Here is a 20,170-nt window from a genome sequence, read left to right as displayed (position 1 = left end):
CCGGTGCTCTCGGCCGGACGGTAACGTAATTTGCCGAAAAATCGTTGCCGGGAATGGCTTTCGCTGCGCGAGCCTCCGTCACTGCTGGAACGCTCATGGAACATGCAACGGCCGGATCGGTTGCCGAAAGTCTCACGCTCGCGGTCATAACCTCTTCCAGCACGCCGCTGTTGTTGCTCGATGGGGCGCTGGTGGTCCTGGCGGTCAGCGGCTCCTTCTGTGCCGCCTTTTCGCTCGCGCCCGATACGATCAAGGGACGGCCGATGGCGTCGATGGGGGACGGGGAATGGCGTCTGCCGCAGTTCGGCGCATTGCTCGCGGCAACGGCGTCCGGCTCGGCGCAGGTCGATTCCTATGAGATGGAGCTGCACCGGCCCGGGCAAGACGTCCGCCAGCTGGTCGTCAATGCGCGCAAACTGTCCTATGACGATCCGCAGAACATCCGATTGCTCGTCGCGGTTGCCGATGTCACCGCATCCCGCCAGGCCGAGAAACTGCGCGAAGCGATGATCCATGAAAAAGGGATCCTGCTGCAGGAAGTGCAGCACCGCGTCGCCAACAGCCTGCAGATCATCGCGAGCGTTCTGTTGCAGAGCGCGAAGCGCGTCCAGTCCGATGAAACGCGGACTCACCTCTACGATGCGCACCAGCGCGTGATGTCGGTCGCGGCCGTACAGAAGCAGCTCGCGGCGTCGCGGCTCGGCGATGTCGAGCTGAGGACCTATTTCACCGATCTGTGCCGCAGTATCAGCGCTTCGATGATCCGCGACCATGACCAGCTGTCGCTCGCGCTGACCGTGGACGACAGCGTGACGAGCGCGGATGTCTCGGTCAGTCTCGGGCTGATCGTGACCGAACTGATCATCAACGCCCTGAAACATGCCTATCCCGGTCATCGCAAGGGCGTCATCCGTGTCGACTACCGGGCAGAGGGCGGCGGCTGGACGTTGTCGGTCGGCGACGATGGTGTCGGCATGCCGCAGGACAAGGCAAGCAAGCAGGCGGGCCTCGGGACCAGCATCATCGAGGCGCTGTCGCGCCAGCTTGGTGCCATCGTCTCGGTCACGCCCGGCAACCCCGGGACGACGGTCTCGATCATTCGCAAAGCCTGACCGCACTTCGGCAATTGCGAAGTGCCGAGCGCCGCGCAACAGTGGGCCTTTCCCAGGAGAGTGCCCGATGCGTATTGTCTTTGCTGTCATGCTGTTGCCGGCCGTACCGCTGATTCAGGCGAGCGCACCCGTGCCGCACCATGCACCCGAGACGGGGCAACAGGATGCGGCGCTGCTGCAATTTCTCGACCAGGCGTATGATGCGCAGCTGGACCTCAGCCCGGAGTCGCTGACCCAGCTCGGCCTCAAGACACATTACGACCGGCTCGACGATTATACCGATGCTGCCGCGGTGCGGGCCCGCGCGCTGGCCGAGCAGCAGCTCAAGGACCTGCACGCACGGTTCCGGCCGGATCGCCTCGGTGACAGCGCCCGCGTCAGCTATCGCCTGTTCGAATATGAGGTCGCGCGGGGGCGGGAGTCGTTCAAGTTCCGCAAGCTGCGGTTTCCGGTATCGACGAACGGCAGCCCGGCGGGCGATATCCCGGTGTTGCTGATCAACACCCACAAGATCGACACGGTCGCCGACGCACAGGCTTATATCGCGCGGCTGCGGGAGACGGAGCGCGTGATGCGCGAAGTGTCGGCGACGATGCGCGCCCAGGCGGCCGCCGGCATCATCCCCAACAAGGTCAATTTCGCCCCCGCGCGGGCCGATGCGCGCGCGGTCATTACCGGCGCCCCGTTCGACGGCGGCCCGGATTCCACGCTGTTCGCCGATTTCCGCAAGAAGGTGGGTGCGCTCGACGCCCCGGCCGCGACCAAGACCGCGTTGCTGGCCGAAGCGCGCGCCGCGCTGACGGGTCCGTTCCGGCGAGGCTATGACACGCTGTTCGCCACGCTCGATGCGATCGAGCCGTTGTCGAAGGGCAATTTCGGCGCGTGGAGCCTCCCGGATGGCGCGGCTTATTATGCCGACCAGCTGAAGAGCTCGACCACCACCACGCTCACTGCCGACCAGATCCATGCGCTCGGCCTGCGCCAGGTCGCGGCGATCCGGCAAGAGATGGAAGGGATCAAGCGCGCGGTCGGGTTCAACGGGACGCTCGAGCAGTTCTTCGACCATATCCGGACCGATCCGCAGTTCAAATATCCGAACACCCAAGCGGGTCGGGACAGCTATCTGCAGGATGCGCGCGGGGTAATCGCATCGGTCATGGAAGTTGCGCCGCGCTACTTCCGCGTGCTGCCCAGGGCGCCGCTCGAAGTGCGCGCGGTCGAGAAATGGCGGGAGGGGACCGCGCCGACCGCCTTCTACAACCCGCCATCGGCCGATGGGGCGCGGCCGGGGATCTATTACGTCAACCTCGTCGACATGAACCAGACGCAGAAGGTTCAGGTCGACGGCATCGCCGCGCACGAGGCCGCCCCTGGCCACCACTTCCAGATCGCGCGCCAGCAGGAACTGACGAACATCCCCAAATTCCGCAAGTTCGGCGGTTATGGCGCGTATACGGAAGGCTGGGGGCTGTATTCGGAACGGCTCGCGGACGAGATGGGGGTCTATAAGGATCCGTATGCGCGCTTCGGCATGCTGTCGCTGCAGGTGTGGCGCGCGATCCGGCTGGTGCTCGATACGGGCATCCATTCCAAGCGCTGGACCCGCGAGCAGGCGATCGCCTATTTCAAGGCGAACAGCTCAGTGTCGGACAAGGACATCGCGCGCGAGGTCGACCGCTATTTCAACTGGCCCGGGCAGGCGACCAGCTACATGGTCGGCGAGCTCAAGATCCAGGCGCTGCGGGCGCGGGCGCAGAAGGAGCTCGGGCCGCGGTTCGACATCCGGGATTTCCACGAGGCGGTGCTGAGCCAGGGCGCGCTGCCGCTCGACGTGCTGGACGAGCAAGTGACGCGCTATATTGCGGCGAAGCGAGGGTAGCGTCGCCCCGTCTCGGGCGAAACCTGCTCCGGCCTATCTGGCAGCCGAGGGTCGGCCGTGCGGGTCAAGGCCGCAGTCGGCCGCGAGATGAACGATTTCAGCAATGCTGCGGACGTTCAGCTTCTGGAGGGCGTGGGCGCGGTGACCTTCGACCGTACGGGGGCTGATTGCCAACGCAGTGGCGATCGCCTTGTTGGTCATGCCGTCGATCAGGGAAGCGACGACGCTGCGTTCCCGCGCGGTCAGCAACGCCATGTGCGCACGCGCCAACTGGCGCTTGCGCGTCTTGCCCGCGGCGGACCCGAGTTGTGCGATCGCGTGGTCGAGCGCAGCCGACAGCAAGTCGCTGCGCAGCGGCAGTTCCAGCACTGTCAGCGCCCCGCGATGCATCGCCTCGACCGTTCTTGGCGTGTCGGCCGAGGCGATCATCACAATCACCGGCCAATGAATGTTATCGGCCGCGAGCGCCGCAAGCAGCGCGAGTCCGCCTGTCTGCGGCATTTCCAGATCGATCAGGATCGGAGCGGGCCGAAGGTTTTCGAGCTGCGCTAGAAAATCCGCCGAAAAGGCAAACGGCCATACCGTAAGACCTGCGGGGGCGAGGCGCTTGTGGAGGTCTTGCCGCGCCTTCGTATCCTGCGCAATGACATAGACAAACATGCGCCCTCCGGACTGGTCGAATTCAGAAAATATAAATATTATACTAAATAGTAATGGGTAAGTTCCTTGGCAGTGACCTGAAATATGTTTATGATTCGGTATCTTGTGTAACAAAAGGTATTTTAATGTCTGGGTTACATGTGATCCGTCTCATGTGATGGCGGTGCTTGATGACTTGAATGTTCCGAGCTCAGTACGTGACGGTGACGGTTATCGTGTCCGAATACATTCCAGGCTTAAGCTGACTTTGGCCACCCGGCGCGCGCCCGTAAATCGGAAGCACTTCGCCGGTCGACGAGCGGCTGACGCTGCCGCTGCCGCCGCTTCCATCGCCCCAGACCGTCAGATGGTTCGGGTCCAGGAACAGATTGTAGAGTAGGGTCTGGCCGCCGCCGTTCATCTTGCGCGCGGCATAGCTGCCGTTGCCGGGGCCGAGCGCAACGACGAACGCGACTGCCGCATCGCACCTAACAGTGACGCTGCCCACGGCATCCTGTGGCAGGTCGCTGAGCGGGTCGTAACGGCCAAGCGAAAGGTCCTGCGGGTTCACGACGCAACTCGCGGCCTGCGCCCGCGCGGTCGGCAGGGACACGAGCCCGACGAGGAGCAGTGCGCGAGTGAGGCGGGTCAGGTGCATGTAAAGGTCCCGAGACGGGGCTGGGGGCCTAGGCCCCCCGCAAAGGCCAGCAGGAAATGGCATCCTGTCCCGTCGATTGTCGCCGCGATGCGGTTGTGCGCCATCAGCCCGGACAGATAGGCGGTCCCGTCGGGGGCGACGACGTACGGATCGGTGCCGCCGTTGACGTACAGCGCGGTGCCAGCGGGCATCGTCGTGCCGTCGGGCAGCAGCACCGTCACCAGGCCGGCGCGCGCATCCCGCGCCCTGAAACGGACCGCGACGCCGCTACGATCATAGGGACGGATCGTCCGGGCGGTTTCGTCGATCGCGGCGTCAAGCGGGAGGTCCTCGGCTTCGATCCGCAGGTGATTGTCCTGGTAGGGCAGCAGCCGCGGCACGATCAGCACGCCCGCGCTATTGGTGCGGCCGACGAGCTGGTTGTCGACATAGACCCGGACATTGTCATAATTGCCGACCGTGACCGCGGCGAAGCTCTGGTCGAGCTTGCGCGCGGCGAAGACCCGCCCCCCGACCGTTGCGATCGAACCACTCATTCCAAGCCGCGCACCGGCGCTGCCGTCGAGCCGGGTCGCCTCCGCGTCGAGCCGTCCGATATTGGTCTGGACGTTGAGTTCGGCATCGAAGCGTTCGCTTTCGCCCGTTTCCGCGGCGAGGCGATAGCCCAGCCCGTCGCCATAGGGCAGGTTCCGTTGAAACGTCGCATTGGCACCGACCTGGCCGTTGCGCATTTCGGTGCCAACCACAGCGCTGCTGCGATGTCCGACCGGGACGCTGAGAAACACCTGGACCGCGCTGTCCCGACTGCCCGTAAAGCTGCGCCGCGCACTGACACCGACCGATCCTATCCCGCGTAGCCGCAGCGAACTGCTGGCGCTCGCGTACAGCACATCCGCTTCACCGCGCCCGCGCCGCCATAGCAGCGAGGTGCCGACCGACCCGAACGGCGTCGGCATCCCGAGGAAACCGCTCACCGTGCTGCGGGGATGTCGATACAGCGCGGTTTCGCCGATTGTGGTGTAGCCGCCAGTCGCGATCTCCCCACTAACGCCGATCGAGATGCCGCGCGCCTGCCGTTCGAAGCCGGCTCCGATCAATCCGCCGCGCTCATGCCCGGACCGGCTGGCCGCCGCCGATAGCGAAAAGATCCCGATGGCGGGCCACGCTACATTGACCGCCAGCCCCACAGTTTGGGCCGACCGGGACCCTTCGCCATGTCCTTCCAGCGTGATGCGGTCGGTTGCGCCGTACCGGTGCGTCGCCGACAGGATCGCGGCACCATACGCATTGCTCTCCTGCGTGTAGTCGCGCCTCAGGAAACCGACTTCATACGAATAATCGTGCAAACCGCGGCGGATGATTTGAGGCGCGGCATAATAAGATTGTGTGACCAGGGTCTGGCGACCCAGGGCGTCCCGGACGACGAGCTGCACTTCGCCACTGCCGTTGACCACCGGGACGTCGCGAAGCGTGAACGGCCCCGACGCGACCTTTTGCTGGTTTTGCAGCACGTTGTTCACCAATATGTCGACGGTCGAAGCGACGGCGGCGCTGCCGTTCAGCGTCGGCAGCGCCATCGTCAGATACCCCGGCTGCGTCGCGAAATTGCTCGCGAGCTGAATGCCCGCGAAGCGCAGCGCGGACGTCCCGGTGCTGGCGCGCGTGACGCCGTCGCCGATCCGCAGCGAGCGCATGCGGGCCGGATCGTCGATCGTATACGTACTGTCCAGCCGCACCACCGCGCGATTGCCCGGGCCGCCGCTGCCGGCGATGAAACTGGTACCGGCCGTCCCGGCCCCGCGAAACGCGCCCAGCGCGAACAAGCCGTTCAGCGCCCTTGTCCCGTCCGCGACCTGCGCCGACACGTCATAGTCGAGGAAACCGCCGAGCGCGCTGCGGGTCATTGCGCCATATGGCTGGCGGGACAGCCGGACGGCGGACCCGACGAACAGTGCGGCTGGGATCGTCAGCGCGAGCGTCTGGGTGGCATCGTCGAGCTGCAGGACCACGCCGGGCAGCGCCGAGACCGCAATGTACGGGTCGCCGTCGAAGTGGCGGGTCGCGATCGCGCGCGTATCGATCCGCCAGGCGCGCGCGGTCAACACCGTGACCGCCAGAACGTTGCCGTCGCGCAGCACCCATGCCGGATCCGCCTGCTCCACCCCGTTGATCCGGACCGCGAGCATCACCAGGCGCGCGCCAGCTGGCGCGGGATTGGCCGTAGCCGCCCCGATCCCGGCCGTACCCAGGGCCAAGGCGGCGACGACCAGACTAGCCAGCCGGTAGATCGACCGTAACTTCGTCTACGCCCAGCGCGGTCTGGACAATCAGGTGCAACGGTACCCCCGTCGTCCAGTCGGGATGTCGACCGAGGTTCCAGTGTCGCATGCTCGCGGGCAGCACCACGCCCATGGCGGACGTGAGCAGCTTGGGTATTCCAGGTCCGGCACTGCTGATCGCGGTAACCTGGAGCGGCATTCCCCCGGCGTTGCGGCCCTCGAGCAGAAGGGCGCCATCCGATCCGCGTCGCATGGTCCAGCGCACGGCGGGTTTCGCGGCGGGGTCGGCGACGATGTACAGCGGCAGGTTCAGGTTGACCGCGATACGAATCCCCTTGGTGGCGGGAGCCGGGATTTCCTCCAGAACGACGCGATAGGCGGCGTCGGCGCTTGCCCGGCGCAGCCCGACGCGGATCAACTGGACCGCCTTGGCGGGGGTCGTGAAGATCGGCGGCGAGGCGATCAGATCGTCGTTCGGCGTATAGACGTCCGCGCCGGCGACCTGGGTCCAGCGGTAGGTCGTGACGCGAATCGCGACTGGCGCGGTATCGCCGTTGGTGATGGTCAGCGATCCGACCGGGCGGTTGGCGGGCAGCGTCAACGTGACCGGGCTGACGCGGAAGCTGGAGGCGTCCGCCGTGCCGGGGACCAGCGCGACGGTGCCGACCACCGAAAGACCGGCCGCCCGCAGGCGACCGGTCCAACGAGCGTCGATCCAGGGGATCGAGCGCATCGGGATCAATACGTGACAGTGACGGTGACGATGTCACCATAGACGCCGGCGTGCATCCCGGTCTGGCCAGCCGAGATCGTCCCGGCTACCGGAAAGGTCACTTCGGCGCCCGTCCCGGTATTGGCGATCGTGCTGCCTTCGGTGCCGTCGCCCCAGATCGCTGCCTTGGCGGCGGTGGTGTACAGGATGTAGTTCAGTTTGTCGGTGCCGAACGTCATCTGGCGCAGGGCGATAGTCGCGGCAGTGCCTTGACCCTTGTCGGCCGCTGCGGTCCATGCCGTGCCATTGGTGCAGAGTACTTTCAGGCTGCCCGCGCCGTCATGCGGCTGGCCATCAGTCACGTCGGCGCCGCCGAAGGCGAGCGCGGTCGTGTTGACGGTGCAGTTGGCGGTGACGGTGGCGCTGGCTGCCATCGTCGAGGTCGTGGTGGCCGTCTGTGCGGTCACCGGCTGGGCGAACAGCACGACCAGGCCAAAAGTTGCAGCGATCGTGGACGAAGCGCGAAAGGTCTTGATGGTCATATGCAAAATCCCAGGATGGAGACTCGCGGGTTGCCCCCGATGTCTGATGATGAAGCGCCGCGGCCTCTAAAGAGCCAATGCTGACGCTTCCGCCCCTCCGGGGTTATGATACTGTCCAGCTATTACGCGAAGATTAAGGTTAAGTAAGTCTTTACCAGGTAGTTATACGCGGTTTCAAGGCGTTCGCCCCGTGCTCGGCCCGAGAGCTCCGGTGCGGCGCCCCAGGGGGACAGATCGATGGGCATCTGGCCGATTGCCACGCGTCCGGCAGCGACCTAGGCGACGATAGTGAAACAAATGATCCACCGTTGAGGACAGGGCCAGCGTGACGACTCGATCGACAGTGTTTGCCACGCTGCTCCGCTGCAAGCCCGTCGCCGACTTTGTCGTGGCGGATGAGGGGCATGGCCACGGCCTCGGGCGCAAGTTTGGCTTGTTCCAGCTGACCATGCTCGGCGTCGGCGCGACGATCGGGACGGGGATCTTCGTTGCGCTCACCACGGCAGTGCCCGAGGCTGGGCCGGCGGTGAGCGTTTCGTTCGTCATCGCCGGGATCACCGCTGCGCTGACCGCGCTGTGCTATGCCGAGCTGGCGTCGGCGGTGCCGGTGGCGGGGTCGTCTTACTCCTATGCCTATGCAACCATGGGGGAACTTGCCGCCTTCCTGATCGGCGCGTGCCTGTTGCTCGAGTACGGCGTGTCGGCCTCGGCGATCGCGGTGGGGTGGGGGCAGTATCTCAACGAGGCGCTGAGCCTCACCACCGGCTGGCGCATTCCCGATGCGATCGCGCGGCCGCCGGGGGCGGGCGGGGTGGTCAATCTGCCCGCGGTGGTGCTGGTCGGGCTGTGCCTGACGCTGCTGCTGCGCGGCGCAAAGGAGTCAACGACCGTCAATGCGGTGCTGGTTCTACTCAAGCTTGCCGTCCTCTTGCTGTTCGTCAGCGTCGCTTTCGCGCATTTCAACACCGATAATCTCCACCCGTTCGCGCCCAAGGGGCTGATCGGGATCGGCTCGGCGGCGTCGTCGATCTTCTTCTCCTACATCGGGATCGACGCGGTCTCGACCGCGGGGGAGGAGGTCGACAATCCGCGCCGCAACCTGCCGCTCGCGATCATCCTGTCGCTGCTGATCGTCACCGCCGCCTATATCCTCGTCGCGGTCGCCGCGGTCGGCGCGCAGCCATGGACCGCGTTCAAGGGGCAGGAGGCGGGGCTCGCGGTGATCCTCCACACTCTGACCGGGGCGGCGTGGCCCGCGCTTGCGCTGTCGCTGGGCGCGATCGCGTCGATCTTCAGCGTGACGCTGGTGGTGCTCTACGGCCAGACGCGAATCCTGTATGCGATGAGCCGCGACGGGCTGCTCCCCGCCTTCTTCCGCCGGGTCGACCCGGTGCGGCAGGTGCCGCGGCAGAACACCTGGGTGGTCGCGGGCGGGGTCGCGCTGCTCGCAGCGCTGGTGCCGCTCGACGTGCTGGTCAATTTGACGAGCATGGGGACGCTGATCGCCTTCGCCTCGGTATCGATCGGGGTGATCCTGCTTCGCCGCAGCCGCCCGGACCTGCCGCGCGGCTACCGCGTGCCCTTCTACCCTGTTCTACCGATCGCGAGCGCCGCCTTCTGCCTGTACCTGATCGCGGGGTTGCCGAAGGACACGTATCTGCTGTTCGCGGTGTGGCTGGGCGGGGCGGCGGCGCTGTACTTCGGCTATTCGCGGCGGCGGTCGGTGCTGGCGACGGGGGCGGGGAGTTAAGGGGCTGATCGCGCGCGGTAATTATGTGCGGTGGCGGTGGCGCGCGCGGATGGTGCGCTGCGGAAGGTTAGGGGAAAGTTAGGCGGAATCGCTTTGCGGATCGCCCGGTGGATCGGGCGGAAACGCGGGGGTGCGGTGCTGTCAAAGAACGAGGCGCGAGCTTACGCTTTTTGGGGCGTGTAGGACAGCGGCGAAGCCGGGCGCGGATCGGATAGGGAGCGCCTGAAGCGGAGAATGTGCGGTCGATTGACCCGCGCCTTTGCGCAGGACCAGAAAGGGCGGGGGGAAATCAGACTCGACCTGGCCAGGCGCGACGCCACGCTGCGAGAGCGCGGGCTGTACTTTGCCGAGGCCGCGTTGATCCTCCTTCTTCCGTCATGCTGAACTTGTTTCAGCATCCACGACGCAACACGCTTGGACCGTCCCTGTGGAGCGGTGGACCCTGAAACGCGTTCAGGGTGACGGCGGGGGTGGGAGGGCATGCTCCCGGAAGTCGGGGCGTTGCTTCCCCCGCATGGACGTCGAACCCTTCGATGAGGAAGGCCGATGACCGAGAGCGTTCGACATTCTGATCGCGGCTGGCTTGATCCCGCGGACGAAGCGCCCGAGCTGACCGACGCGTTGCTCGACGTGGCGGAAGTGTCGGTCGGCGGGGCGGTGATCGGCCCGGCGACGGGGTATCTCGGTCCCGAACAGCGTCGTGCGCGGCCGACCGCCGCAGCGCCGCTCGTCCTAGGAAGCGGCAAGCTTCCTTACGGCGCCATTCGGGCTGACCTGTCCGACGCACGGGACACTGGCACGGGGTGTTGGCGAGTTGGGGGGCGACCGTGATGTCGCGTCAGGTCGCGAGGGGTATCGTCCTGCTGAATGAACGGAAGCGTCGGCGCCAGTTTGCCGCGGGTTGCTCGACCAGCGCATACATTCCTGCGGCGTACAGCATCGAGAGCGCGCCGCTGATGACGATGAGGCCCAGCAGCCCCAACGCTGGAAACAGGGCATGTACCCCGGCGATAATAGGCACATGAATCAAGTACAGCGTATAGGAATAGAGCGCGATTATACGCAGCGGTCGGGTGGAGAGTGCGATCGACATCCAGCCGCGATCATGAATAGCGTAGCTGAAGATCACGAACAACGCACCGCCTTGCAAGGTGTAACGGACCGTCTGGCGAAAAAGCTCGTCCCGGATGGCTAAACACCCCAAGAGAATGGCCAAGGCGAACAGCACGTGGAGAAGACGTGGCCGCCATGCGCCTTTGTCGAGAACCGGATTCTGCCACAAAGCGAGGCAGCATCCGAAGAGAATGCTGTCGATCCGCGTGTGCGTCCAATAATAGATTTTGCCGATGTCGGATATGGTCGCAACGGTTGCAAGACGGATCCCGAGAACCGCGATGCACGCACCCAGGCACAGGCCAGCAGCTTTTCGCGGCGGAAGGGCCGCTAACGTCGCCGAAAAAATAACAGGAAATACCAGGTAAAAATGCTCTTCGACCGCGAGGCTCCACAGCGGCGGTCCGGTGACCCCCTGTGCATTGCCGGTAATCCAGGGGTAGTTGGTCAGAAAGGCCAGTTGCAAAAATACACCCCAGAACTCGGCAGGATGCTCGGCGGGAAGCCATTGGGTTAAACCCAGAAGGAGCAGGACTGTAATGTAGAGTGAGGGCAAGATGCGTACGCTTCGCCTGACATAAAAGGCTCTTATGTCAATACGTCCGGTCTGCGCAAACTCTGCACGCAGTAGCGTGGTGATCAAATAACCGCTCAGAAAGAAGAATATAGTGACCCCGAATCCGCCCGGGACAAGCTTTTCGAGTCCGCAATGTGCGACAAAGACGATCAGAATCGCAAGAGCGCGGAAACCATCAAGTGGCGATATATGGTTGATCGGCACGTGTATGTCCCCCCCGAGACAATATTTGCAATGGGTCGATAGATCTCTTCTCCAATAAAAGCTAGATGTCGGTCACCATTCGGTGAGCACTTTTGCCGCAAAAACTTGCGAATTAATGCGATCCGGCAGTCCAGATACAGCGGTTCCGTTGTATCACCCATTTACTGTCAGGTTTGGTTGGATCGAGAGCCCTTGCGCATCAACGACCGCGTGGACCTTGGTCGTGAACCCGCCTCGGAAGCGACCGAGGCGCTGAATCAAGGCCCCCTCTTTTGCGGTCGTAGCCTGCTGGTGCCCCGGGATTGAAGGGCTTCAAGTCATCTGGATATCATCGTCGCGATGATGGCATCCATCAGTTGCTCCTAAACGCCAGCGTGCGCCCCTGGGAAAGGCGGTTGTAGCATGTGATCAGCGGGACCATACCGCTCGGGTAGGTCGCGCCACTGCGCGCCCGAGCGCAAAACCCGGAGAATCCCTTCGAGAAACCACGATCATCTCTGTTCGACGATCGCGCCCTAGACGCCGACCTCACACTCGAGACAGTATCAAGTCCGCGGTCTTGATTACGCCCTGCTGCGCATGTACTCGATCGAACAGTCCCCCGGACTGTTCGACCTGCGGCCACGACCACTCCGTCGTCGTCATGCCGCCGTAGCGGCGGGACGGCTCAAGAGCGGGGCAAGGTACTTGCCGGTAAACGAGCCCTTCGCCTTTGCCACAACCTCCGGCGTCCCCTGCGCGACGATCTCCCCGCCCTTCACACCGCCCTCAGGCCCTAGATCCAGCACCCAGTCGGCGGTCTTGATCACATCCAGATTGTGCTCGATCACGACCACCGTATTCCCCTGCTCGACCAGTTGGTGGAGCACTTCGAGCAGCTTGCGCACGTCCTCGAAATGCAGCCCGGTCGTCGGTTCATCGAGGATATACAGCGTCTGTCCCGTCGCACGGCGGGACAGTTCCTTGGCGAGCTTGACGCGCTGCGCCTCGCCGCCCGACAGTGTCGTCGCCTGCTGGCCGACCTTGACGTAGCCGAGGCCCACTTCCTCGAGCATCGCCATCTTGTCGCGGATCGGCGGGACCGCCTTGAAGAAGTCGACCGCATCCTCGACCGTCATGTCGAGCACGTCGGCGATGCTCTTGCCCTTGAACTTCACCTCGAGCGTCTCGCGGTTGTAGCGTTCGCCGTGGCACACGTCGCACGTCACATAGACGTCGGGGAGGAAGTGCATCTCGATCTTGAGCAACCCGTCGCCCTGGCACGCCTCGCAGCGCCCGCCCTTGACGTTGAAGCTGAATCGCCCGGGCTTGTAACCGCGCGCCTGCGATTCGGGGAGCCCGGCGAACCAGTCGCGGATCTGGGTGAAGCTGCCGGTATAGGTCGCGGGGTTGGAGCGCGGGGTGCGGCCGATCGGCGACTGGTCGATGTCGATGACCTTGTCGAGATATTGCAGGCCGGTGATCTTGTCGTGCTTGCCCTGGACGATCCGCGCGCCGTTCAGCGTGCGCGACGCGGCGGCGAACAACGTGTCGATCGTGAAGCTCGACTTGCCGCTGCCGCTGACCCCGGTGATGCAGGTGAAGGTGCCGAGCGGGAGGCTCGCGGTCACGCCTTTCAGGTTGTTGGCGGTGGCGTTGTGGACGGTGATCTTCTTGCCATTGCCCTTGCGCCGGGTCTTGGGCACCGCGACCTCGCGTCGGCCCGACAGATAATCCGCGGTGATGCTGTTCTCATTGGCGAGGACTTCCTCGAACGTGCCCTGCGCGACGATATGCCCGCCGCGCACGCCCGCGCCCGGCCCCATGTCGATCACATAATCGGCGGTGCGGATCGCATCCTCGTCATGCTCGACGACGAGCACGGTGTTGCCGAGATCGCGCAGACGCCGCAGCGTCTTGAGCAGCATGTCGTTGTCGCGCTGGTGGAGCCCGATGCTGGGTTCATCGAGCACGTAGAGCACGCCCGACAGCCCGCTGCCGATCTGCGACGCGAGCCGGATGCGCTGCGATTCGCCGCCCGACAGCGTGCCCGAGGTGCGATCGAGGTTGAGATAGTCGAGCCCGACGTTGTTGAGGAAGCCGAGGCGCTCGAGGATTTCCTTGAGGATCCGCTCGGCGATCGCGCGTTGCTGGTCGCTGAGGTCGGCGGGGACTTGCTCGAACCAGGTGAGCGCGTCGACGACCGAGAGGCGCGTGACGCTCGAGATGTCGCGCATCCCGATCTTGACCGCGAGCGCCTCGGGCTTGAGGCGGCCGCCGTGGCAGACCTCGCACGGCGCGGCGCTCTGGTATTTGTTGAGTTCCTCGCGCATCCACGCGCTCTCGGTCGAGAGCATCCGGCGGTTGAGGTTGCCGATCACGCCTTCGAACGGCTTCTTGACGTCGTACGACTTCTTGCCGTCGATGAAGGTCAGCGTGACGGGCTTGCCCTTGGTGCCGTGCAGGATCGTGCGTTGCGCTTCGTCGGGCAGGTCTTCCCAGGGGGTTTCGAGGCTGAAGTCGAATTCGCGCGCGAGGCTGCCGAGGACCTGCATGTAATAAGGGCTCGGCGGGTTGGACTTGGCCCACGGCACGACCGCGCCCTTCTTGATGCTGAGCGCATGGTTGGGGACGACGAGATCCTCGTCGAACAGCAGTTTTTCGCCGAGGCCGTCACAGGCCGGGCACGCGCCCTGGGGGGCGTTGAACGAGAACAGCCGCGGTTCGATCTCGGCGATCGTGAAGCCCGAGATCGGGCAGGCGAACTTCTCGCTGAACACGATGCGGCCGGGGGGCGCGTTGTCGCCGAGGACTTCCTGCTTGGGGGTATGGACCTCGACCGGATCGGCGGGGTCGACATAGGCGAGCCCGTCGGCGAGTTTCAGCGCGGCCTCGAAGCTTTCGGCAAGGCGCGTCGCGATGTCGGGACCGATGACGAGGCGGTCGACGACGACCTCGAGGTCATGCTTGAACTTCTTGTCGATCGCGGGGGCTTCGTCGATCTCATGGATCTCGCCGTCGATGCGGACGCGGGTGAACCCTGCCTTCTGCCATTCGAGCAGCTCCTTCTTGTATTCGCCCTTGCGCCCGCGCACGACCGGCGCGAGCAGATAGAGCCGCGTGCCCTCGGGGAGCGCCATCACGCGGTCGACCATCTGGCTGACGGTCTGCGCGGCGATCGGCTCGCCGGTCGCGGGCGAGTACGGAATGCCGACGCGCGCCCACAGCAGGCGCATGTAATCGTAGATCTCGGTGACGGTCGCGACGGTCGAGCGCGGGTTGCGGCTGGTGGTCTTCTGCTCGATGCTGATCGCCGGCGACAGGCCCTCGATATGGTCGACGTCGGGCTTCTGCATCAGTTCGAGGAACTGGCGCGCGTAGGCGCTGAGCGATTCGACGTAGCGGCGCTGGCCCTCTGCGTAGATCGTGTCGAACGCGAGGCTCGACTTGCCGCTCCCCGACAGGCCGGTGATGACCGTCAGCGTATCGCGCGGGATATCGACCGACACGTCCTTGAGATTGTGCTCGCGCGCGCCGCGCACGGAAATATGAGTCAGCATAAGAGCGAGTTCTACTTCTGTTCTGATGGAAGCGCCAGAGGATGAGATAGGAAAGCGCGCGGCCGGTTACGAGGGTTCCCTTGCGCCGAGCCGTCCACGGGTGGGTTAATCGGGGGCTTTGCCGTAGGCGGGTAGCGCCAGCCTAAAATGGATCGCCGCAGCCCGCAGCGCAAAGCCGCAAACCGCCGCCACCGGCGCGGCGAGGTTGGGTGATACCCCCACCGTCACCAGCACCACATACAGCCCTGCCGCCAGTGCCGCCGCGGTCACATAAAGCTCCGGCCGCATCAGGATCGACGGTTCGCCGGCGAGCACGTCGCGGATGATCCCGCCGACGCACGCGGTCACCACGCCCATCAAGGCGGCGGGCACCGGTGGAATGCCGAACGCGAGCGCCTTCGCCGCGCCGAACACCGCGTACGCCGCCAGGCCCACCGCATCGAGCCAGTCGAGCGCGGTGCCCTTCCACCAGCGTTGCGGAGTCGTCCACACCAGCACCGCGACCGCGAGGCACGTCCCCGCGACGAGCCGGTCGTGCACCCAGAACACTGGCGCGCCGATCAGCAGGTCGCGCACCGATCCGCCGCCGGTGCCGGTGATCAGCGCAAAGAAGGTCGCGGTGACGAGCGTCTGGCGATGCCGGATCGCGGCGAGCGCGCCGGTGATCGCGAAGACGGCGATCCCGAACAGGTCGAGCCACGGCAGCACGGAGCCGAATTGCCAGGGGAATTGCGCGGGCATTTCCGTTCCCTAGGGCAGCCTGCCCGCCAAGGGAATGCGCACCGCGCGCTACGTAGTTTCCTCCAGAGACGCGCCCGTGCCGAACGCGCAAGGACAGGGCCAGCCATCGACAGGAACCCGCATGACCGACCCCATCGCCTCGGTCCCGCCCCCGGAAGCGCCGCTCTCGCCCGATTTGCTGCGGCGGATGCACGGCTATTGGCGCGCGGCCAATTACCTGTCAGTCGGGCAAATCTACCTGCGCTCCAACCCCTTGCTCGATCAGCCGCTCGCGATCTCCGACGTCAAGACCCGGCTGCTGGGGCATTGGGGGACGACGCCGGGGCTCAACCTGCTGTACGTCCATCTCAACCGCGTGATCGTGGAGCGCGATCTCGACATGATCCTGATCGTCGGCCCCGGGCACGGCGGCCCCGGGATCGTCGCCAACACCTATCTCGAAGGATCGTACACCGAACGCTATCCCGCGATCGAGCGGAGCCGCGGCGGGATGGACCGGCTGTTCCGCCAATTCTCCTGGCCGGGTGGCATTCCGAGCCATGTTGCGCCTGAGACGCCGGGGTCGATCCACGAAGGTGGCGAGCTCGGCTATTCGCTTGCGCATGCGTACGGCGCGGCGTTCGACAATCCCGATCTGGTCGTCGCCTGTGTGATCGGCGACGGCGAGGCGGAGACGGGCGCGCTGGCGGCGAGCTGGCACGGCAACAAGTTCCTCAACCCCGCACGCGATGGCGCGGTGCTGCCGATCCTGCATCTCAACGGCTTCAAGATCGCCAACCCGACCGTGCTCGCGCGGATCGGCCGCGAGGAACTGACCGACCTGCTGCACGGCTATGGCCACGAACCGTGGTTCGTCGAGGGCGACGATCCGGAGATGGTCCACCAATTGCTCGCCGCCACGCTGGATGCGGTGCTCACGCGGATCGCGGAGATCCAGCGGATCGCGCGCACCGGCGCGGACGATGCCGCACGCCCGCGCTGGCCGATGATCGTGCTCAAGACGCCCAAGGGGTGGACCGGGCCGAAGGAGGTCGACGGCAAGCCGGTCGAGGGCACCTGGCGTGCGCACCAGGTGCCGATCGCCGACTTCAAGAACCCCGAGCATCTCGTCCAGCTCGACACGTGGCTGCAAAGCTACGACGCGCACGAATTGTTCGACTCAAACGGCAAGTTCCGCGAGGACTATGCGTCGCTCGCGCCGACCGGGCATCGCCGGATGGGGTCGAACCCGCACGCCAATGGCGGCGAGCTGCTCGTCCCGCTCGCGCTTCCCGATTTCCGCGCGTCCGCGCTGGCGGTGCCCGCGCCGGGCGCGGTGACCGCGGCGGCGACCGCGGTGCTCGGCGGCTATCTGCGCGACGTGATGGCGCTCAACGCGGACACGACCAACTTCCGCCTGTTCGGCCCGGACGAGACCGCGTCGAACCGGTTGCAGGCGGTCTATGAGGTGTCTGGCAAGGCGTGGATTGCGGAGATCGACCCCGTCGACGAGCATCTCGACCGCGACGGGCGGGTGATGGAGGTGCTGAGCGAGCATCTCTGCCAAGGCTGGCTCGAGGGCTATTTGCTGACCGGGCGGCACGGGCTGTTCAGCTGTTACGAGGCGTTCGTCCACATCGTCGATTCGATGGTCAACCAGCATGCCAAATGGCTCAAGGTTTCGAGCGGCATCGCGTGGCGGCGGCCGATCGCGTCGCTCAATTACCTGCTGACCTCGCATGTCTGGCGGCAGGACCATAATGGGCTGTCGCACCAGGACCCGGGGTTCCTCGACCATGTTGCGACCAAGACCGCGAGCGTCGCGCGGATCTATCTGCCGCCCGATGCGAACTGCCTGTTGTCGGTCGCGGATCATTGCCTGCGCAGCCGGCACTATGTGAACGTGATCGTCGCGGGGAAGCAGCCCGAATGGCAGTGGCTCGGGATCGACGAGGCGGTGCGGCACTGTACCGCCGGTGCGGGCATCTGGGACTGGGCGAGTGACCCGGACGGAACGCCCGACGTGGTGATGGCGTGCGCGGGCGACGTGCCGACGCTGGAGACGCTCGCGGCGGTACAGCTGCTCCGCGAATATATCCCCGACATTCGTATCCGCGTCGTCAACGTCGTCGACCTGATGGTGCTCCAGCCGCAATCGGAGCATCCGCACGGACTCGACGACAGCGCCTTCACCGCGCTGTTCACGTCCGACGTCCCGGTGATCTTCGCGTTCCACGGCTATCCCGCGCTGATCCATCGGCTAGCGTATCGCCAGCCCAACCACCACAATTTCCATGTGCGCGGGTTCAAGGAAGAGGGCACCACGACCACCCCGTTCGACATGGTCGTGCTCAACGATCTCGACCGGTTCCGGCTCGCCCTCGACGCGATCGTGCGCATTCCGCGGCTGCGCGACCGGGTCGGGGCGGAGACGCAGCGCTATTGGGCGACGATGGAGCGGCACAAGCTGTACATCGCCGAGCATGGCGAGGACCTGCCCGAAATCCGCGACTGGCGCTGGTCGCGGTGACGCGCACGATCCTGACGCTCAACGGCGGGTCGTCCTCGGTCAAGTTCGGCGTCTATGCCGACGCCGATCCGCTGCGCGAGATCGCCGCCGGCGAGATCGAGCATGGCACCGCCGATACCGCGCTGTTCGACCGGATCGGGGCGGTGACGCCGGATGCGATCGGCCACCGCATCGTGCATGGCGGCACCGAGCTGTTTGCGCCGGTTGTGATCGATGCGGGAGTGATCGACCGGCTGCGGCGCGCATCGGCGTTTGCCCCGCTGCACGGTCCGGCCGCGCTGGCGATGATCGCGCTGGCGCAGGCGCGCTATCCGAGCGTGCCGCAGGTCGCCTGCTTCGATACCGGGTTCCATGCCGACATGCCCGACGTCGCCCGGACGCTGCCGATCCCGGCGGCGCTGCGCGCGGACGGGATCCGGCGATATGGCTTCCACGGCCTGTCGTGTGAATCGATCGTCGCGCAGCTGGGGGACGCGCTGCCCGACCGCCTGGTCATCGCGCATCTCGGCAACGGGGCGAGCGTGACCGCGGTGCGCGGCGGACGCTCGGTCGACACCAGCATGGGGCTCACGCCCTCGGGCGGGGTGGTGATGGGAACGCGCGCGGGCGACATCGACCCGGGGCTGCTGCTGTACCTGCTGCGTGAACGCCGGATGGATGCGGCGGCGATCGAGGCGGTGATCGACCGCGAGTCGGGCCTGCTCGGCCTGTCCGCCGTCTCGGCGGATCTGCGGGTGCTGCACGGCACCGACACGGCCGCCGCGCGTCTTGCCATCCGCATCTTCTGCCGATCGGTCGCCAAGCAGGTTGCCGGGATGCTGGTGACGCTGGGCGGTGCGGACCTGATCGTCTTCACCGGCGGGATCGGCGAGAACGACGCGCAGGTCCGCGGCCTGATCCGGGCCGATCTCGCCTGGGCGGGGACCGTGCCGCAGCGCGTGCTCCCCTCGCGGGAGAACCGCCAGATCGCCTGGCACGCGGCGCGATTGCTCGCCTGACGCGGGCCCCGCCTGGCCGTCACCCGGCCGCGCTCAGTGCGACAACAGCGCGCAGTGATTGCCATTCAGCAGCAGCGTTCGCGTCACGCCCCCGAATGCCCATTCCGCGAGGCGGTTGTGGCCATAGGCCCCGGCGACGATCAGGTCGACCGCGCGGTCGTCGGCAATCGTGGCGAGGGTCCTGGCATTGCCCGCATCGCCGCGAGCGATGACGATGTCGGCGGTGATCGCGTGCCGCCGCAGCCATGCCGCCACGTCGTCGACCTGCGCGCGGATCTCCCCCAGCGCGCTGCCGACGCCGGCAAGGACGACGCGCTCGGCACCCGCCAGAAACGGCAGGGCGTCGCTGATCGCGCGGCGGCATTCGCGCGTGTCGTTCCACGCGACCAGCACCGTTTCGAAGGCTGCGGACACGGCGTGGGGCGGGATCACCAGGACCGGGCGTCCGGCGCGGATCACCAGGTCGGCGGTGTCGGCGTGGCGCGACGTGTCGATCCCGCCGGTCGAGACCCCGGTGATGACCAGATCGGCGCAGCGCGCCTCCGTCGCGACGACGTGCGCGATCGGCTCCAGCGTCGGGATCGATCGCCATCCCACGACGTGGCGCCGCAGGGCGGCACATTCGCGGAATTCCGTGCCGGCGGTCTTCAGCGTATCGTCGACGATCTCGCGCTCGGCCACCGCCAGCGCGCCGGCGAAATCGCCATCGACATAGCCGATCTGGATCGGCTCGCAGGCCGCGATGCCGATCACGCCGGCCTCGTATCGCGCCGCCAGGGCGGCCGTCACGGCCAGCACGCTGGCATTGCCGTCTCCCGCGTCGAGATGCACCATCAGGGTCCGGAACGGCATGCGGCATCTCCGTCCCGGCCTCGCAAGCTGCCGGGTCTTGGGCATCGCGGCCGCGACGGGACATCG

General features: G+C 65.8%; 15 protein-coding genes. 6 read left to right on the top strand and 9 right to left on the bottom strand.

What is annotated here, in order from left to right; translation table 11 throughout:
• The first annotated feature begins 95 nt into the window (after positions 1–95).
• A complete protein-coding gene (locus L8K25_RS15440; RefSeq protein WP_242139866.1) occupies positions 96–1,112 on the top strand; it encodes a histidine kinase dimerization/phosphoacceptor domain -containing protein in 1,017 nt (338 codons plus the stop codon).
• A 67-nt stretch (positions 1,113–1,179) separates the two neighbouring features.
• Entirely contained in the window at positions 1,180–2,991 is a 1,812-nt protein-coding gene (locus tag L8K25_RS15435; RefSeq protein ID WP_242139865.1) for a DUF885 domain-containing protein, read from the top strand.
• A gap of 33 nt (positions 2,992–3,024) precedes the next feature.
• On the opposite strand, the gene L8K25_RS15430 is transcribed toward L8K25_RS15435, so the two are convergent.
• The 5 genes from L8K25_RS15430 to L8K25_RS15410 all read right to left on the bottom strand — a co-directional run bounded on the left by L8K25_RS15430 (position 3,025) and on the right by L8K25_RS15410 (position 7,821).
• Positions 3,025–3,651, bottom strand: a complete 627-nt coding sequence (locus L8K25_RS15430; RefSeq protein ID WP_242139864.1) for a LuxR C-terminal-related transcriptional regulator — start codon at positions 3,649–3,651, stop codon at positions 3,025–3,027.
• A gap of 190 nt (positions 3,652–3,841) precedes the next feature.
• The gene (locus L8K25_RS15425; protein WP_242139863.1) at positions 3,842–4,288 is read right to left on the bottom strand and encodes a spore coat U domain-containing protein; all 447 of its coding nucleotides are present in this window, start codon (positions 4,286–4,288) and stop codon (positions 3,842–3,844) included.
• Positions 4,279–6,543, bottom strand: coding sequence for a fimbria/pilus outer membrane usher protein (locus L8K25_RS15420; protein WP_242139862.1), 2,265 nt, complete (start codon positions 6,541–6,543; stop codon positions 4,279–4,281). Before L8K25_RS15420 ends, L8K25_RS15425 begins: the two co-directional genes overlap by 10 nt.
• 16 nt (positions 6,544–6,559) lie before the next feature.
• On the bottom strand, positions 6,560–7,300 hold the full coding sequence (locus tag L8K25_RS15415) for a fimbria/pilus periplasmic chaperone (RefSeq protein ID WP_242139861.1): 741 nt from the start codon (positions 7,298–7,300) through the stop codon (positions 6,560–6,562).
• Positions 7,301–7,305: 5 nt separating this feature from the next.
• Complete coding sequence (locus L8K25_RS15410) at positions 7,306–7,821, bottom strand: spore coat protein U domain-containing protein (RefSeq protein ID WP_242139860.1); 516 nt, start codon at positions 7,819–7,821, stop codon at positions 7,306–7,308.
• Positions 7,822–8,146: 325 nt separating this feature from the next.
• On the opposite strand from L8K25_RS15410, the gene L8K25_RS15405 reads away from it, so the two are divergent.
• Both L8K25_RS15405 and L8K25_RS15400 read left to right on the top strand, forming a co-directional pair.
• Entirely contained in the window at positions 8,147–9,571 is a 1,425-nt protein-coding gene (locus L8K25_RS15405; protein WP_242139859.1) for an amino acid permease, read from the top strand.
• 546 nt (positions 9,572–10,117) lie between these two features.
• Positions 10,118–10,402, top strand: a complete 285-nt coding sequence (locus L8K25_RS15400) for a hypothetical protein (protein ID WP_242139858.1) — start codon at positions 10,118–10,120, stop codon at positions 10,400–10,402.
• A 7-nt stretch (positions 10,403–10,409) separates the two neighbouring features.
• On the opposite strand, the gene L8K25_RS15395 is transcribed toward L8K25_RS15400, so the two are convergent.
• From L8K25_RS15395 to L8K25_RS15385, 3 genes are all read right to left on the bottom strand, one after another.
• On the bottom strand, positions 10,410–11,465 hold the full coding sequence (locus L8K25_RS15395) for an acyltransferase (protein WP_242139857.1): 1,056 nt from the start codon (positions 11,463–11,465) through the stop codon (positions 10,410–10,412).
• Between the two features lie 641 nt (positions 11,466–12,106).
• Complete coding sequence (gene uvrA, locus L8K25_RS15390) at positions 12,107–15,004, bottom strand: excinuclease ABC subunit UvrA (RefSeq protein ID WP_242139856.1); 2,898 nt, start codon at positions 15,002–15,004, stop codon at positions 12,107–12,109.
• A gap of 105 nt (positions 15,005–15,109) precedes the next feature.
• Complete coding sequence (locus tag L8K25_RS15385; RefSeq protein WP_242139855.1) at positions 15,110–15,745, bottom strand: trimeric intracellular cation channel family protein; 636 nt, start codon at positions 15,743–15,745, stop codon at positions 15,110–15,112.
• A gap of 121 nt (positions 15,746–15,866) precedes the next feature.
• Between L8K25_RS15385 and L8K25_RS15380 the strand changes: the two genes are divergently transcribed.
• Together L8K25_RS15380 and L8K25_RS15375 are read left to right on the top strand one after the other, a co-directional pair.
• Positions 15,867–18,254, top strand: a complete 2,388-nt coding sequence (locus L8K25_RS15380; RefSeq protein ID WP_242139854.1) for a phosphoketolase family protein — start codon at positions 15,867–15,869, stop codon at positions 18,252–18,254.
• Positions 18,251–19,252 carry an acetate kinase gene (locus L8K25_RS15375; protein ID WP_242139853.1) on the top strand — a complete coding sequence of 334 codons (1,002 nt, stop codon included), beginning with the start codon at positions 18,251–18,253 and terminating at the stop codon, positions 19,250–19,252. Before L8K25_RS15380 ends, L8K25_RS15375 begins: the two co-directional genes overlap by 4 nt.
• Positions 19,253–19,285: 33 nt before the next feature.
• Here the strand turns inward: L8K25_RS15375 and L8K25_RS15370 are convergent, their stop codons facing one another.
• Positions 19,286–20,104, bottom strand: a complete 819-nt coding sequence (locus L8K25_RS15370; RefSeq protein WP_242139852.1) for a universal stress protein — start codon at positions 20,102–20,104, stop codon at positions 19,286–19,288.
• Positions 20,105–20,170 lie beyond the last annotated feature (66 nt).

Source organism: Sphingomonas sp. TREG-RG-20F-R18-01, from assembly GCF_022662475.1.
Lineage (GTDB): Bacteria > Pseudomonadota > Alphaproteobacteria > Sphingomonadales > Sphingomonadaceae > Sphingomonas.
This window is presented reverse-complemented; position numbering and strand designations above follow the sequence as displayed.